Here is a 15235-nt window from a genome sequence, read left to right as displayed (position 1 = left end):
TTATCAAAAATGAAACTCGTTGTATATTGTTTTGTATTTCGTACATGCTTTTCTTAAAGGAGCTGATCAAATGAAACGAAAGATCGCCATCAGCTTAAGCATATTCTGCACGATTTTAGGAGGAGCATTCTTGATTGAACGAAATGATCAAAAAAGGTGGCAGGGCGGGAGTGAATGGCCGCTATTTTCTGAGCAACTCCTCCATATGACCTATCCGCAGGCGAAACAGTATCCTTTTCAGCCTCGGGAGTATATTCGAATTGTATTAGCTGATGAATGAGGATGTATGGGAGAAAAGAAATATAAAAAAAAGCATGTCCCTTACGAAAAGGACATGCTCAGCGTGTAGACAAACCCTCGCATTCTTTGTCAGTCCTGCGCTCCGGTGCTCACGAATGTCAAATTCGCTCTGCTCCGGTGCTCGTCCTTCCTAGACTGCAAAGGTTTTCTATCACGCTGAAAAGAAGACAAAGGGCTAAAATAAAGTACATTTTAGCCCTTTGTCAATTATCTGAGCATGACCCTTATGAAAAGGACATGCTTTTTGTTTCTTTTTTAAGTAAACATTCTGAGTAAGATTGTTGCGCAAATAACGGTTGCTGCTCCGCCAAGACGTGTAGAGACTTGAGCGAAAGGCATAAGGCCCATTCTTCCAGAAGCTGAAAGAATCGCAACATCACCAGTACCGCCTAATCCACTGTGACAGCCAGTCACAATGGCAGATTCAACTGGATACATGTTCATGAATTTACCAACAAAGTAACCAGAACCAACCATGCCTAGAACAACAGCAATACATACACATACGAAAGGAATCGAAATAACAGTGGCCACATCATCAAGTGGAATGTATAGAATTCCTAAACCAACCATTAGAGGCCATGTAAAGCTTTTCGATACAAACTTGTAGAACTGCTGTGAGCCGTTTTGCAAATGCTGAGGCATCACGTTTAAGTATTTGATTAATGCAGCAAGAACAATCATTAAGATTGGACCTGGAATATGAACAAAACTTTCTAATAAGCCGCCAAAGATAAAGGTTGTACAAGCAACAAGTACACCTGCACCCATTAAGCTGAAGTCAACTTTAGTATCCATGTCAGGCTGTTCAAAGATTTCATTTGCTTCTTTTGATTTAACAAGTCGTCCATTCCCGTTTAGTTCAGGACGTTTTTCACCAAGCTTTTTCATTGCGCCAGCACAAATGATGGCAATGACGTTCCCAATGACAGCAGCCGGAATCAATTGAGAAATTAATGACTCTGCTGATACACCAAGAATTTGTGAATAAGCAATTGATAATGGCAATATTCCTTCACCGACACCACCGGCAATAATCGGTACAATGATAAAGAAGAACGAATGATGCGGTGTGTAACCAACTAGAAGACCCACTAGAATTCCAGCAGCTACAGCTGTAATTGTACCTGCAACAAGAGGAACAAACATACGAATAAGGCCTTGTACTAAAACAGTTCGTTGCATCCCAAGAATACTACCTACTACAAGAGCAGATATATAGAAGTATAGGAAGTTCGACGTTTTCATCAGAGACGTAACCGCTTCCAACGAGTTTGGATTCAGAACATGAAAAAAGACCAGGAACGATGGTACGAATAAAGAAAGAATCGCCGGTCCACCAATATCTTTTAAGATTGGAATACGTTGTCCTACATCTCCTAGGAAAATCCCCAAAATCATAATAACAGCGAAACCACCAAGCATATTTGCTGGAATTTTATTAAAATAAGCGGCAGTTAAAATAATCGCTGCAAGTACTATATACACAGGTAGATCAATAACACCAATTTTCCAAGAAAGAATTTTTCGGAAAACGCTTTTATTATTGTCAGAATCGTTTGTAATCGATTTCAATTGTTGTGTATTAGCCACATAAACACCCCCAAATGCTATTTGTCTCAATTGTAGAAGATTCTGTGACACTCATCTATTTATTAAACTAAATTAAGTGTAATAAAAGTAAAATAAACGGGGGTTTTGTCGTTTTTATCATACAAAAATCCCCTGAAGATAGTTTGTCCTTCAGGGGATTGATCATACATGGTATTTATTTATCGTTTTCCTTTTAAATAAGGGGTACCAAGTGCTTTTGGTGCGTCTGCTCGTCCAATGAAGCCAGTAAGAGCTAGGATCGTCAGCACATATGGTGCAATGAGCATGTACACATTCGGGATATCTTGAAACAGCGGAAGCAGAGAGCCAATGATGCTTAAGCTTTGTGCAAATCCAAAGAATAGAGCAGCGCCCATAGCGCCAAATGGGTGCCATTTCCCGAAAACAAGGGCGGCTAGCGCAATGAAGCCTTGTCCTGTAATGGTGGCGTGTGAGAAATCAAGAGCGATGGTCGATGCATACACAGCTCCGCCAAGACCGCCAAATAGACCACTAATGAAGACGCCGATATAGCGCATTCGGTATACCTTGATTCCCATTGTATCAGCTGCCATTGGATGCTCTCCGACTGCACGAAGTCGCAAGCCAAACGGCATTTTAAATAAAACAAACCAAGCGACAACCGCAAGAACTAATGCGAGAATGGACGTATAATACACATCTTTAAAGAAAATATCACCAATGATCGGAATGTCACTTAAAAGGGGAATATCTCCTTTATAGAAAGGTTCTGTAATTTTATCCGTTTGTGCTTTTCCATAAATCAGTTTGACAACAAACAGCGTAGCACCAAGGGCAAGCATGTTAATCGCAACACCACTGACCGTTTGATCTGCTCTGAACGTAATAGTGGCAACAGCGTGAATGAGTGAGAACACGCCGCCAATGGCCATACCAACAAGTAGACCGAGCCACGGGGTCAAGGCACCAAACGTATCAGCAAACATTAAGTTAAAGATAATACTAGAAAATGCTCCGACGACCATCAAACCTTCAAGACCGATATTGACGACACCTGATCTTTCTGAAAAGACGCCTCCAAGAGCGGTTAAAATAAGTGGTGCAGCATATACAAGTGTAGCCGGGACGATGATTTCAAGAATTTGCAGAAATCCCACTTATTTTCCCCCCTTTTTCTTCAATTGTTGAATGACAAGACGGATGATATAGCTTGAGGCAACGAAAAGAATAATGATCGCAATCACAATATCAACGACCTCAGTCGGTACGCCAGATTCAAGCGGCATGTTTAAAGCACCGACTTTCAATCCACCAAGCAATAATGCCGCTAAGACGACACCAATAGCTGTATTTCCGCCTAATAAGGCAACAGCGATTCCATCAAAACCAACGCCAGTGAAGGCATCTTTTATTGATGCATATTCAAATGTTCCGAGCCCTTCCATCGCACCTGCAAGCCCTGCAAAGGCACCAGAAATGAGCATGGAATATATAATGTTTTTTCTCACATTCATTCCAGCATATTGGGATGCGTGTTGATTCATACCAACAGCACGCAATTCAAACCCTTTAGAGGTTTTTTGGATAATGATCCACATAATAACGGCAGATAGGACAGCTACAATGATTCCGTTATGCATGCTTGAAAAATCAGTGATTTTTTCAAAAAAATCAGAGTGTAATGAGGCAGTCGAATTAATATTATCTGTTTTATCTTTATGATCTGTAAGAACATTTGTAATAATAAAATTAGTCACATGAAGTGCAATGTAGTTCATCATAATAGTGACAATCACTTCATGAACATAAAAACGTGCTTTTAAAAACCCAGGAATAAAGCCCCATAATGCACCAGCAGCAGCTGCAGTGATCAGTGCAAGAGGCAGGTGGATATACGCAGGTGCATGGACGGTTGTTCCTATCCATACAGATGCAATCCAGCCAATGAGAAGTTGACCTTCTACCCCGATATTAAAGAGGCCTGTCCGAAATGCAAAGGCAACAGCAAGTCCTGATAAAATATAAGGCGTGACTTGTCGGATGGTTTCTCCCATATAATAGGTTTCACCGAAGACGCCATTCCAAAGGGCGCTATAACCTTCGATGACACTATAACCGCTTGCCAGCATAATGATGGCCCCAACGAAAAGACCAAGTACAATGGCTATAAGCGGAATCAGCAGATTTGTTAAGCGATTAGACATTTGCTTCTTTCCCCACTTCCTGTTGCGTACTTCCAGCCATTAACAGACCGAGTTCTTGCTCTGTTGTTTCTTTTGGATCAACAATGGCAATAATGCTGCCCTCGAAAATAACGGCAATCTTATCACTGACATTGATAATTTCATCAAGCTCAAAGGAGATGAGCAGAACGGCTTTGCCTGCATCCCTTTGTTCAATCAGACGTTTATGAACAAACTCAATGGCTCCGACGTCAAGTCCGCGTGTCGGCTGTGCGGCAATTAATAAATCAGGATTTCGGTCCACTTCACGGCCAATAATGGCTTTTTGCTGGTTACCCCCTGATAGCGCACGTGCTTCTGTATATTCACTAGGTGTCCGTACGTCGTATTCAGCAATGATTTGTTTTGCTTTTTGATAAATATTTTTCATATTCATCAAGCCAAACTTCGAATATGGACGCTGATAATACGTTTGTAAGGAAATATTTTCTCCAATTGAAAAATCAAGGACAAGTCCGTGCTTATGACGGTCTTGAGGAATGTGTCCGATACCAGATTCTGTGACCTTACGAGGCGGGAGATTTTGAATGGCTTTCCCGTTTAGCATGATCGTGCCAGATTCGGATTTTTTCAGACCTGTAATGGCTTCAATTAATTCAGATTGACCATTTCCGTCTACACCCGCAATTCCGACAATCTCACCGGCTTTCACTGATAAATTGAGTTGTTTCACGGCTTCAATTCCTCGCGTATCTTTGACAGTGAGATCTTGAATTTGCAAGACTTCTTCAGCAGGGGAGGCTGCTTTTTTGTCTGTTTTAAATGAGACTTCGCGGCCGACCATTAAGCTGGCAAGCTCGTCTTTGTTTGTGTGTTCCACATCAAGTGTACGAATACCTTGCCCTTTTCGGATAATGGTCACGCGATGACAGGCATCCATAATTTCTTTTAGCTTGTGGGTAATTAAAATAATGGATTTGCCTTCATTGATTAAGTTTTTCATAATTTGTATGAGTTCTTTTATTTCTTGAGGTGTTAAGACGGCTGTTGGTTCGTCGAAGATCAAGATGTCAGCGCCGCGGTATAGTGTTTTTAAGATTTCTGCTCGCTGCTGCATACCGACTGAGATGTCAGATACTTTAGCGGCAGGATCTATTTTCAGTCCATAACGGTCAGAAAGTTCCTGCACTTGCTGAATGGCTTGTTCTTTGTCAATCTTTCCAAATTTCTTTGGCTCTTTTCCTAAAATGATGTTTTCAGCCACAGTAAATGTATCAACTAGCATAAAATGCTGATGGACCATTCCAATGCCTAAATCACTTGCATCATTTGGACTTGAGATTGTAACCGTTTTTCCGTGTACCTTGATTTCACCTTTTTCAGGCTGATACAGTCCGAAAAGCACGTTCATAAGCGTTGATTTTCCAGCGCCGTTTTCACCAAGCAGCGCATGAATTTCGCCCTTTTTTAGCTGTAGCGTAATGTTATCATTTGCTACAATGCCAGGGAATTCTTTGCGTATATTCAACATTTCAATGACATAATCCACAGGTTTAACCGCTCCTTTTTTAGGGTGCTGATGAAGATAAAAACTAGCAAAAGAAAAGCTGCAAAACAAGGCTGCAGCTTTTCTTTTACCACCTTTTACGGATAAAGAGGAGGTAAAGGAGAGGCAAGGGGATAAGACGCGCTTATCCCGATGCACAAATTAAGCTTTAAAATCTTTTAGTTCATCACGTGTTGCAGGGATTTTCACTTCACCCTTGATGATTTTTTGTTTCCATTCTTCGATTTTCTTCAATACATCTTTATCAAGATTCTCTTGAGATGGAGAGATGTCAACGCCGCCTTCTTTCAGACCGTACGTGATGACTTCGCCACCAGGGAATTTACCTTCTTTTGCTTTTGTTGTTAAGTCTTGTACCGCTGTGTCTACTTTCTTAATCATAGAAGTAAGAGTGACACTTTGTTTTGTTCCAGGTACTTTACCTTCGTCATACTGGTCTTTATCAACACCAATGACCCAAACATTTCGATTTGGATCTGCCTTTTTTAAATTGGTTGCTTCTGTAAAGACACCCGTTCCAGTACCTCCAGCTGCATGATAAATAATGTCAACGCCAGATTTGTACATACTTTCAGCTGTTGCTTTACCGATGTCTGCTTTATCAAATGCACCAGCATATTTCACTTCAACTTTTGCTTTTGGATTAGCTGCTTCAACGCCTGCACGGAAACCAACTTCGAATTTTCTGATTAATTCAGAATCAACGCCGCCAACAAAACCAATTTTGTTTGATTTTGTAGAAAGAGCCGCTGCAACACCTACAAGGAATGACCCTTCGTTTTCGTTAAATGTAATACTAGCTACGTTCTTCTTATCAACAACTGCATCCACAATTGCAAATTTGGAATCTTTTCGCTGATCAGCTATTTTAGAAATGGCACTCTCCATTTTATAGCCGATACCATAAATCAGGTTAAATTTTTGTCTAACAAGTGTATTTAAATTTGTTGGATAATCTGCATCCGTTTTGGATTGTAAGTAATCAAAGCCGTTTTTACCTTTTGTTAAATTGTTGTCTTTCCCAAATGCTTGTAAACCTTCCCAAGCTGATTGGTTAAACGATTTGTCATCGACACCACCGACATCAGTTACCATTGCAACAGTGAATTGATCTTTATCTTTTTTGTTTTCACCGCTGTTTGAGCCAGAGTTGCCGCATGCTCCAAGGATGGTTCCTGCTGCTACGACTAAGGACAATGCAAGTCCAATTTTGCGCTTCTTCAAAACATAACCCCCTATAAAATTTAAAAGTTTCAGAAAAGTCTCGCGAAAAAAGACCGGCTCTTGCCTTCTCCTATCCTTGTGAAAAGGGTATTTTATCCTGCATTCTTTTAAAATTGATGGAAACAGGAGAGAAGATGTAAGACATCAGACTTATATCTCGTTGAACTAATCAATCATAATTTATCATTTCCCATCGAATAAATAAATAGAAATTTGTTTTATTTTTAAAAAAATGTTAAAAGGCTAAATTCGATGTCTTTTTATGTGCTCAAATATGATATAATGCCGCTTTTATGATGTGCTCTACTACAGTGGAACCACTGATATCAAGGGGTTTGTGACATCGTATGCCATAAAAAAACATCTGGCCTTTGTGAAAGGTCAGATGTGTCAAATTAAAGATATTGCTGAATCAAATTCATGTTGCTTGTATTCAGTTTATATTGGAAAACAGGGCGGCCGATTGTCCCGTATGCCATCTCCACATCAACCACTTCGATATCCTCAAGAAATTTCAAATATTTTCTAATCGAAACTTGGGAGATTTCAGTATGATTGGCTAGGTCTTCGGTCGTGAAAGCCTGCTGACCGAATGATTGAATGCTTGTCCAGATGAGTTTGAGTGTGCTCTTCGTCAGGCCTTTTGGCAGCAGGACTTTTTCCGCCTCTGCTTTTTTATGAAAAAGCTTCGCGTCTAAATCATTTTGAGAGATGCTGTTCATCGTTTGGTATAGGGCATGTTTTCTTTTATATTCTGCCAGTGCTGATTGGAAGCGTTCAAACTCAAAAGGTTTGATTAAATAGTCGACAGCTCCGTTTCGCATCGTTTGCTGTACGACATCCACTTCATTTGCAGCTGAAATGACGATGACGTCAACGGAATGATTTTTCTCACGAATTTCTGATAATAGGGCGAGCCCATTTTGTCCAGGCATATAAATATCAAGCAATACAAGGTGAATGATTTCTGATTTTAAGATGTCTAGTGCCTTCTGAAATGAGGTGGCAATCCCTTTTAATTCAAACCCTTCTATTTGGGTCAAGTAGCGTTTATTCAGCTCCCCGACCATTGGGTCATCTTCTACGATCAACACATTAATCATGTGAATCCTCCTTTTGTTTATATGGAATACGGAGACTAAAGGTCGTTCCTTCTCCTTTTTCGCTTGTGACGATCATATGTCCGTTCAGTTTTTTGATGCTTTGGTCAACAAAGTAAAGGCCAAATCCTCTGTCTTCTCCTTTTGTTGAAAAGCCTTGATCAAACATAATGTCCTGTTCTTCTTTTGTCAGACCGACCCCTGTGTCTGTAATTTCAATATGAAGCTGCTCTTGGACATATCTGAATGAGATGGAGATATTTTTGTTCTCTGTATGGGAAACGGCATCGAGTGCGTTATTTAACAGATTACCGATGACCGTAATAAGGTCATGTGTGACTGCTGGGTCCTCCGAGTTTGGTACCTGTGTACTGCAATTGACTTCTAAAGCTGCGCCTTGTTCTCTGATGTAGCTTTGTTTTCCTAGTAAAAACCCGGCTAAGACTGAGTTTTTCACATGGTTGATGATTTCATTTGTTTCTGTCTGCTGATAAATTGCAATATCTTTAATATAGGTGCCAAGGTCATCATAGTTCTTTAGCTGGACCAATCCTAAAATGACATGGAGCTTGTTCATAAATTCGTGTGACTGGGCACGAAGTGCATTGGCATACATCTTCACCCCGCTCAGCTGTTCAGCCAGGTGTTTGACTTCTGTTTTGTCACGGAAGGTTGCGATCGCTCCGACAATTTCCCCTTTTACCGTAATCGGCACCTCATTAAAGACAAGCTCCAGTCCGTTCATTCTGACATCGCGATCAAGCAGCGGTTTCCGTGTTTCGATTACTTGCTTTAAGCCGCTTGAAGGAAGAAGAGCCTGTACATCTTGTTCTCTAGGGTCAACCATAATGCCCATATTATGAAAAAGACGTTTAGCTTCTGCATTTGCCAGCTTGATTTTACCGTGCTGATCAACGGCAAGAATGCCTTCTTTTGTTGATTCTAGCATAGCGCTTCGTTCTTTTAATAATGTGGCAATTTCATCTGGCTCTAGTCCAAACATAATCTTCTTTACTTTACGTGCCACAATGAGTGCGCCGATAATGCCAGATAAAAGGCTAAGCGATGTGACAAAGTAGAGCGGGAGCAGGCTTTGATGAATAATTAAATCAATTTCCTTTAATGTAATCCCAACTGCCACAGCCCCGAGCTGCTTGCCATCTTGGTTGTAAACAGGAACAAAGGCACGCATGGACTTGCCAAGTGTTCCAGATGCGGTACTAATATGTTCTTTACCCTGTAATGCCGGTTTTTCATCACCGCCAGCAAACCGCTTCCCAATCTTTTGCGGATTCGGATGTGTTTTGCGGATACCGTTCATATCCATGACGACAACGAATTCGGTTTTGGTAATACGCTGAACACTTGTTGTATATTTTCGCAGTGCTGTATATGATTGATCTTTTTCCAATGATTTTGCTGTGATCGGAGCCTCTGCCACCATTTTGGCAGTGGAGAGGGCGATATCACGTTCCTGCTGATGAATATTTTTGGCTGTTTCTGACCAGATCGTAAAGAATGTGATACAGAGGGAGATCAGGACAACAATACAGACAAAGATCGTCAGTCGTGTTTGCAGTCTTAAAGTTTTTTTCACGAGTATACCCCTAACGCGCAATTTTTTCGTAATAGTAATACTTTAACGGGAAAATGTAAGTTTGTGAAGGAATGTACGTGCAAAATCACAAATTTGATTTAGATTCCAGTTTACTTGGAAAGCATCTTGTCAATCCGTTTTAAGTGAGCCATAATAAAAATGAGCTTATGAGAAAGGATCTATTTATGAAAAATACATATTTGACTGGATATTTTCCGCTGATTTCAATTTTGCTATTCAGCTCTGCCTTTTCTATTTTTACAGTAGGTATCACGACTGACTTCTTGACCCAAGCAGGGATTTTAAAAGGAATGCTGGAATTTTTCTCTGAACAGGGCATTCGTCTTGCTTTATTTGCCGCATTTGCACTTGTTTATTTTATGATTTTATCTGCTTTAAAACTCATTGCAGATACGGTGTTAGAGTTGGCGCTGCTCTTTTTTGCAAAGGACCCTGAAGGGGAGAACTTAAAGAAAATTCGGATTGCATCGGTTGTCTATTTGTTTGCCAGCTTACTTGCATTTCTATTGACGCAGCAGCTCATTTTGCTTGTTGGGCTTTTTGTTTTAGCAAGTCTCGTCTATTTTATCTGGGTTGTGGTACGCATTTATCAATCACTTTCCATGCTGAATTTAATTGGGTTTATGATGTTTAATCTGCTGTTTTGGGCCACGTTTTTGATCGGCATTTTGTACTTATTTATTAAGCTTTATAACAGTGTGATGGCGAGTCTGCCAGCTTAATCAGACGAAAGAAAGCATCCTCCGATGATGGAGGATGCTTTTTTTATGGAAGAAACCGCTTCTGAATATCAGGTGTAGGCATCATACAGGATGTTTTTTGACCAAACCATTTGTAGCGATTCTTTGCAATGAGTTGATAAAACCAGTCACGGATTGGTCGAGGGATCGCGAGGAGTAAATAGCTCCATCTGTATATCCCTTTTAAATGCCGCGCCGCTTTTAAGATGCCTGTTGACTTCATATAAAGGGTCCCATTTTCAATATAAATGAATGAATTGAACTCATCTAAAGGCAAGCCGTTTTCTTTTAAAATACGCTGCCCTGTATCTGATTGTAAAGAAGCAAACATCATCCGCTCATTCGGGTCGCGCTTGATGATAAACTGAACAGCACCACTGCACACGTTGCAGACACCGTCAAATAAAATGAAGTGAGAGGGTTGTGTTGAATGCATCGCAATCAAACCTCCTGTTTATCTAGCGTATTGCATGGTTTGTTTCCAAATACGTAAGTGCGGGCTTGAACTATAAATAGATTCAACGGTTCCTCTATCTCTTCCTACCCATACACCCATTGTGTATTGATCTGTCAGGCCAACAAACCAAATGTCTTTGTAGTCATTGGATGTCCCTGTTTTTCCCCCAATGTAAGGAGAATTGAAATTCGCCTTTTTCCCTGTTCCACTTTTCACAACAGAGGCAAGTAGCTTGCGCATTGTTTCATTTGTACGCTGAGAATAGATTTGCTTCGGCGACTCTTTCCACTTGTAAAGGGTTTTGCCGTTTAAGTCTGTGACCTTTGTAATGGAGTGGTTTCGCGTATAGGCACCTTGATTGCCAAACACGGTATATGCATCGGTTATTTCTAGCGGCGAGAAGCCTTTTGTAAATCCTCCAAGTGCAGAAGGGAGGCGGTAATCATCTGCGACAATATGTTCGAATGAAAACTTTTCTAAATAGCTGAAGCCTTTTTTGACACCGACTGTATCAAGCATACGAATCGCTGGTGTATTGTAAGAGTTCTTAAAGGCTGTTTCAAGTGTTACAGTTCCATACGTTTTATGATTATAGTTTTGCGGGCAATATCCGCTACTGCAAAACTTGCCGGCACTGATTTTGCTTGATGCCGTGGCACCGGTTTGATCAATATAAGGGCCATAATCTAACAGCGGCTTAATGGCGGAACCTGGTTGTCTTTGCGCTTGATAGGCGTAGTTGAAATCAAATTTTTTATAATTCTTCCCGCCAGCAAGTGCGACGATTTGATGGGTTTGGTGGTTAATGACTGCTGAACCGCCTTCCACACCTTGATAAGGTAATTGTGCATTGAGCTGATAGACCGCTCTTTGTTGTAAGGAAGGGTCTAGTGCTGTATAAATCTTCACACCATCTTGAAGCAATGCACTGACCTTTTCTGATAATTCTTTTTGAATTGCCTTTTTTGCGCCAGCTGTTTTGGCTTTTTTCAATCGTTTTGTAAAGCCTTCCTGATCAGACACCAGATCGGTAAATTCTTCATTGGCGTATGTCACATAGTCAGGGTAAAGATTTTTCTTTTCACTTAAGGACAAGCTGATTTTTTCTTTCACTGCTTTTTTGTATTGCTTCTTAGTAATGACACCATCTTTTTCTAAAATACCAAGCAGCCGTTCCTGGCGTTTCTTTGTATGTTTGAATTGTTTCAATGGGTCATACAGCGTAGGGTTGTTAGGAATCGCAGAAATAAATGCCATCTGTGCAAGCGTCAAAGAACTAAGCGGCTTATCAAAATAGTAATTAGCCGCAGAACCGACACCGTAAACCCCGTTACTGAAATAAATCGTATTTAAATAGCTTTCGAGAATTTCCTCTTTTGTAAATTTTCGCTCGAGCTCATAGGAATAGAGCAGTTCTGTAAACTTTCGGCTGAATGAACGTTCATGACTTAAATATAAATTACGGGATAACTGTTGTGTGATGGTGCTAGCGCCTTGGCTAATGCCATGGTTTTTCACATTTGCGGCAAGGGCACGAATCACGCCCATAAAGTCAATGCCTTTATGGTCATAAAAGTTGCGGTCCTCTGATCGGAGGAACAGCTCCTTGACGGAATCAGGAATTTTATCGTACTTCACGAAAACACGGTTCTCATCGTTTGATACGATCTCAGAGATAAGAGAACCATCTCGATCATACATATAACTGTTTTGGGAAAAGTCTACCTTTTCCAGCTTGATTTTTTGATCAAGCACTTCGTTAACAGGTTTTACACTTGCGGCTTCTTCCTTTGATAGATAAAAAGTCAGAACAAATAATGGGATGAGGGCAGCAAGTAATAACCAACCAATGATTGCACGAAACATGAGGTCACTCACTTTCTTCGGATTTCTAGCCATATCGTACCATTCTTTTGCGATTACGAGAAGGTTATTTTTAGAAAAGAATAGACGTGAAGTCTAGTAAACAAGGCATTTAGACAGAAGAAAAGAGTATCTGATGATGGATCAGACACTCCTCTCTTTTGTCTTTGATTGTGAGCGGACCGCCCATAAAAATAATGCCCCGAAAAGGAAAATGCCGGCGGTGACATAAAAGACAGCTGGAATTCCGTAATGACTCGCCACAATGCCGCCTATAACGGGTCCGACGACATTTCCAAGAAAGCGGAAGCTGACATTGTAACCAAGCACTTCCCCTTGCATAGAGGCAGGCGCTTTGATGCGAATATAGGCCGTCGTACAAGGAATGATGCCGCCTAGTGCCATCCCGTATAAGAAACGGAAGATCACTAACATCCCGTAGGAATCCGCCATCGCTTGCGGGATAAATAAAATGGAGGAGAGGATGAGAAGGGCTAGCAGCACCTTATCGTGACCAATTCGATCTCCAAGGTCTCCCCATTTCCGTGTAAACAGCAAATTGCCAAGCCCCGTTGCAGAAAACGCCAGTCCTGCATAAAAGGCAAGGTTGACTGGGCCGTGTAAATCATGAATGTACAAGGCTAAAAGCGGCTGAATACTAAAGTTCCCGACTTGCGTAATAAATGTGAGCAGCATGGTGACCACAAGCAAAGGCTGTTTGAAAATATGGACAAGGACGTCCTTCCGTGAGTAAGAAACTCGTTTTGCTTCTTTTGAACGGATCGGCTGTTCTTTCACACCGAAGATAATGACAATCGCTGATACATATATGACAGCAGCTGTTAAGAAAAATGTATAAATGAATCCGACACTGTCTGCCATAAATCCACCCATTAATGGACCGAATAACCCTCCGGCGACATTACTCATCTGCATTGTACCAAGGGTCTTACCGGCTGTTGCCTTTTCGGTCTGTGCAGAAATCAGTGCCATCGAAGTCGAAATAAAGCCTGTCACAAGCCCCATGAAAAGCCTTAACGCAAATAGTTGATAAACGGTTTGAACAAGCCCCATTAATAAAATGCTTGTTGCAATCCCAATGCCGTTAATGAGCAAAATCTTTTTATAGCCATGCCGGTCACCAATCCGTCCCCAAATTGGAGAAATGAGAAAGGCTGTTAAAAACGTAACCCCAAAGACATAGCCGCTCCATCTTTGAACAAATTCATTCGAATAACTGCTATCAAGAGACTCTATGTAAAGTGATAAAAAAGGGACGATCATTGTAATGCTGGCAGATACAAAAAAGTTCACAAACCACATGATGTACAAGTTTTTCTTCCTGTTTGTGATAAAGACCACCTTCTTTATTTATTTCGTGTTCCTTAATAATTATAAAGGAAAATAAACGATCTTTCATCTGATGAATAGGTTGGGCATAGTGAATCTGCATTATTTTCACGAAAATGAAGTGATTTCAAAGTCCGTCTTAATATAATAGTAGCAGGATGGAAAACAGACGAGAAAGTGGGGTGAGACTGATGGAACAGAAGACGCTGCTTGTGGTCGATTTTGAATTTACGATGCCTGATGGGAAATATCATCCGCAAAATTTTTTCCCGGAAATCATTGAAGCCGGTGTCGTCAAAGCATCAAATGAAACGATCATAGACACATTCTCAAGCTATGTCAAACCGAAAAAGTTCCCGAAGCTGACAAAGCGCTGTAAATCGTTCCTTGGCATTACGCAGCAGGATGTAGAAAGCGGGATTTCTTTTGAGGCGTTTATCGAGAAGCTCGTGTCACTCGATGGGGGAGAAGACTGTGAGATTATCACATGGGGAAATATGGACATGAAGGTACTGAAGCAAAACTGTATGCTCAATCATATTGGTTTTCCTTTTAAGGGGAATCAAAGGGATCTGGCTTTTGAATATAAAACCTTTTTTGGGGATAGAACACTCACAGGACTTCGGAAAGCAGCTAAGGAGTACGGCAGTGAAGGAGCTGGTAAGCATCATAAAGCACTTGATGATGCCATGACCACTTATCAGCTGTTCACCCTTTTTGAAAAAGATCGATCCTATGTGGAAAATCCGCAAACAACCAAAATTGGTGAACTCATTGACTTCTCTCACTTTTTTGATTCGGCAGATTAGCGGGCGTCTTCTGGAAAATAATCTTTTTCAAGAGAAGAGAGGCACGCTCTTGATTTTTCAGCCCACTTGGAATCATCCGAACTGAGCCCTTTTTTCAATTTGTCTACGGCGTCTTTCAGTGATACTTGATAATCAGGGATGTCGCCATCATAAGGCTTGACCATATGATGAGGGATGTTCGTCTGTTCCCTAAAGGCCAAAGCCCGTCTTTCCTGAAAAAAAGGTACGTCCGCTTCTTTTGGATGATGCAGGTCACCTTGAGTGGGGTGTGTTAAAACCGCTTTTACTTGAACGAGATAAGTAGATGGTTTAACGGCTGTCACTTCCCCAATGTAAACACCTGTTTTGTAAAAACCTTTCACGAATTGTCCAATCTGAATGTCTGTCATATGAAATTCCTCCATTTCCTTCGCATAAGAAGGTATTTCCTTTCTTTTAGCCAATATAGT

14 protein-coding genes are annotated in these 15235 nt (G+C 40.9%); 3 read left to right on the top strand and 11 right to left on the bottom strand.

The window, feature by feature from the left end:
• The first annotated feature begins 70 nt into the window (after nt 1-70).
• Nucleotides 71-280, top strand: coding sequence for a hypothetical protein (locus tag NST24_RS14965; RefSeq protein ID WP_342461932.1), 210 nt, complete (start codon nt 71-73; stop codon nt 278-280).
• A 275-nt stretch (nt 281-555) separates the two neighbouring features.
• Here the strand turns inward: NST24_RS14965 and NST24_RS14960 are convergent, their stop codons facing one another.
• The 7 genes from NST24_RS14960 to malK form a co-directional block, all read right to left on the bottom strand.
• Entirely contained in the window at nt 556-1893 is a 1338-nt protein-coding gene (locus tag NST24_RS14960; protein WP_017367956.1) for a 2-hydroxycarboxylate transporter family protein, read from the bottom strand.
• A gap of 179 nt (nt 1894-2072) precedes the next feature.
• The gene (locus NST24_RS14955) at nt 2073-3032 is read right to left on the bottom strand and encodes an ABC transporter permease (RefSeq protein ID WP_008345835.1); all 960 of its coding nucleotides are present in this window, start codon (nt 3030-3032) and stop codon (nt 2073-2075) included.
• Nucleotides 3033-4079, bottom strand: coding sequence for an ABC transporter permease (locus NST24_RS14950; protein WP_025207902.1), 1047 nt, complete (start codon nt 4077-4079; stop codon nt 3033-3035).
• On the bottom strand, nt 4072-5607 hold the full coding sequence (locus NST24_RS14945; RefSeq protein WP_058336865.1) for an ABC transporter ATP-binding protein: 1536 nt from the start codon (nt 5605-5607) through the stop codon (nt 4072-4074). The genes NST24_RS14950 and NST24_RS14945 overlap by 8 nt, the downstream gene beginning before the upstream one ends.
• 159 nt (nt 5608-5766) lie before the next feature.
• On the bottom strand, nt 5767-6849 hold the full coding sequence (locus NST24_RS14940; RefSeq protein WP_017358951.1) for a BMP family protein: 1083 nt from the start codon (nt 6847-6849) through the stop codon (nt 5767-5769).
• Between the two features lie 395 nt (nt 6850-7244).
• Nucleotides 7245-7952 carry a response regulator gene (locus NST24_RS14935; RefSeq protein WP_024719723.1) on the bottom strand — a complete coding sequence of 236 codons (708 nt, stop codon included), beginning with the start codon at nt 7950-7952 and terminating at the stop codon, nt 7245-7247.
• A complete protein-coding gene (gene malK, locus NST24_RS14930; RefSeq protein WP_017367953.1) occupies nt 7945-9546 on the bottom strand; it encodes a malate sensor histidine kinase MalK in 1602 nt (533 codons plus the stop codon). The genes NST24_RS14935 and malK overlap by 8 nt, the downstream gene beginning before the upstream one ends.
• 185 nt (nt 9547-9731) lie before the next feature.
• On the opposite strand from malK, the gene NST24_RS14925 reads away from it, so the two are divergent.
• Entirely contained in the window at nt 9732-10289 is a 558-nt protein-coding gene (locus NST24_RS14925) for a YufK family protein (RefSeq protein ID WP_017367952.1), read from the top strand.
• Nucleotides 10290-10332: 43 nt separating this feature from the next.
• Here the strand turns inward: NST24_RS14925 and NST24_RS14920 are convergent, their stop codons facing one another.
• The 3 genes from NST24_RS14920 to NST24_RS14910 all read right to left on the bottom strand — a co-directional run bounded on the left by NST24_RS14920 (nt 10333) and on the right by NST24_RS14910 (nt 13950).
• On the bottom strand, nt 10333-10743 hold the full coding sequence (locus NST24_RS14920; protein WP_017358953.1) for a thiol-disulfide oxidoreductase DCC family protein: 411 nt from the start codon (nt 10741-10743) through the stop codon (nt 10333-10335).
• Between the two features lie 18 nt (nt 10744-10761).
• Nucleotides 10762-12663, bottom strand: a complete 1902-nt coding sequence (locus NST24_RS14915; RefSeq protein ID WP_017358954.1) for a transglycosylase domain-containing protein — start codon at nt 12661-12663, stop codon at nt 10762-10764.
• A gap of 108 nt (nt 12664-12771) precedes the next feature.
• Nucleotides 12772-13950, bottom strand: a complete 1179-nt coding sequence (locus NST24_RS14910) for an MFS transporter (RefSeq protein WP_220482436.1) — start codon at nt 13948-13950, stop codon at nt 12772-12774.
• A gap of 218 nt (nt 13951-14168) precedes the next feature.
• Here NST24_RS14910 and kapD point away from each other — a divergent pair, with 218 nt between their 5' ends.
• Nucleotides 14169-14786, top strand: coding sequence for a 3'-5' exonuclease KapD (kapD, locus tag NST24_RS14905; protein WP_008345814.1), 618 nt, complete (start codon nt 14169-14171; stop codon nt 14784-14786).
• On the opposite strand, the gene NST24_RS14900 is transcribed toward kapD, so the two are convergent.
• A complete protein-coding gene (locus NST24_RS14900) occupies nt 14783-15175 on the bottom strand; it encodes a kinase-associated lipoprotein B (RefSeq protein WP_342461931.1) in 393 nt (130 codons plus the stop codon). The genes kapD and NST24_RS14900 overlap by 4 nt on opposite strands.
• Between the last annotated feature and the right edge of the window lie 60 nt (nt 15176-15235).

This window comes from Bacillus sp. FSL R5-0286 (assembly GCF_038593245.1).
In the GTDB taxonomy this organism is placed as follows: domain Bacteria; phylum Bacillota; class Bacilli; order Bacillales; family Bacillaceae; genus Bacillus; species Bacillus altitudinis.
Note: the sequence above shows the minus strand (reverse complement) of the source record. Positions and strands in the feature narration are given on the sequence as shown.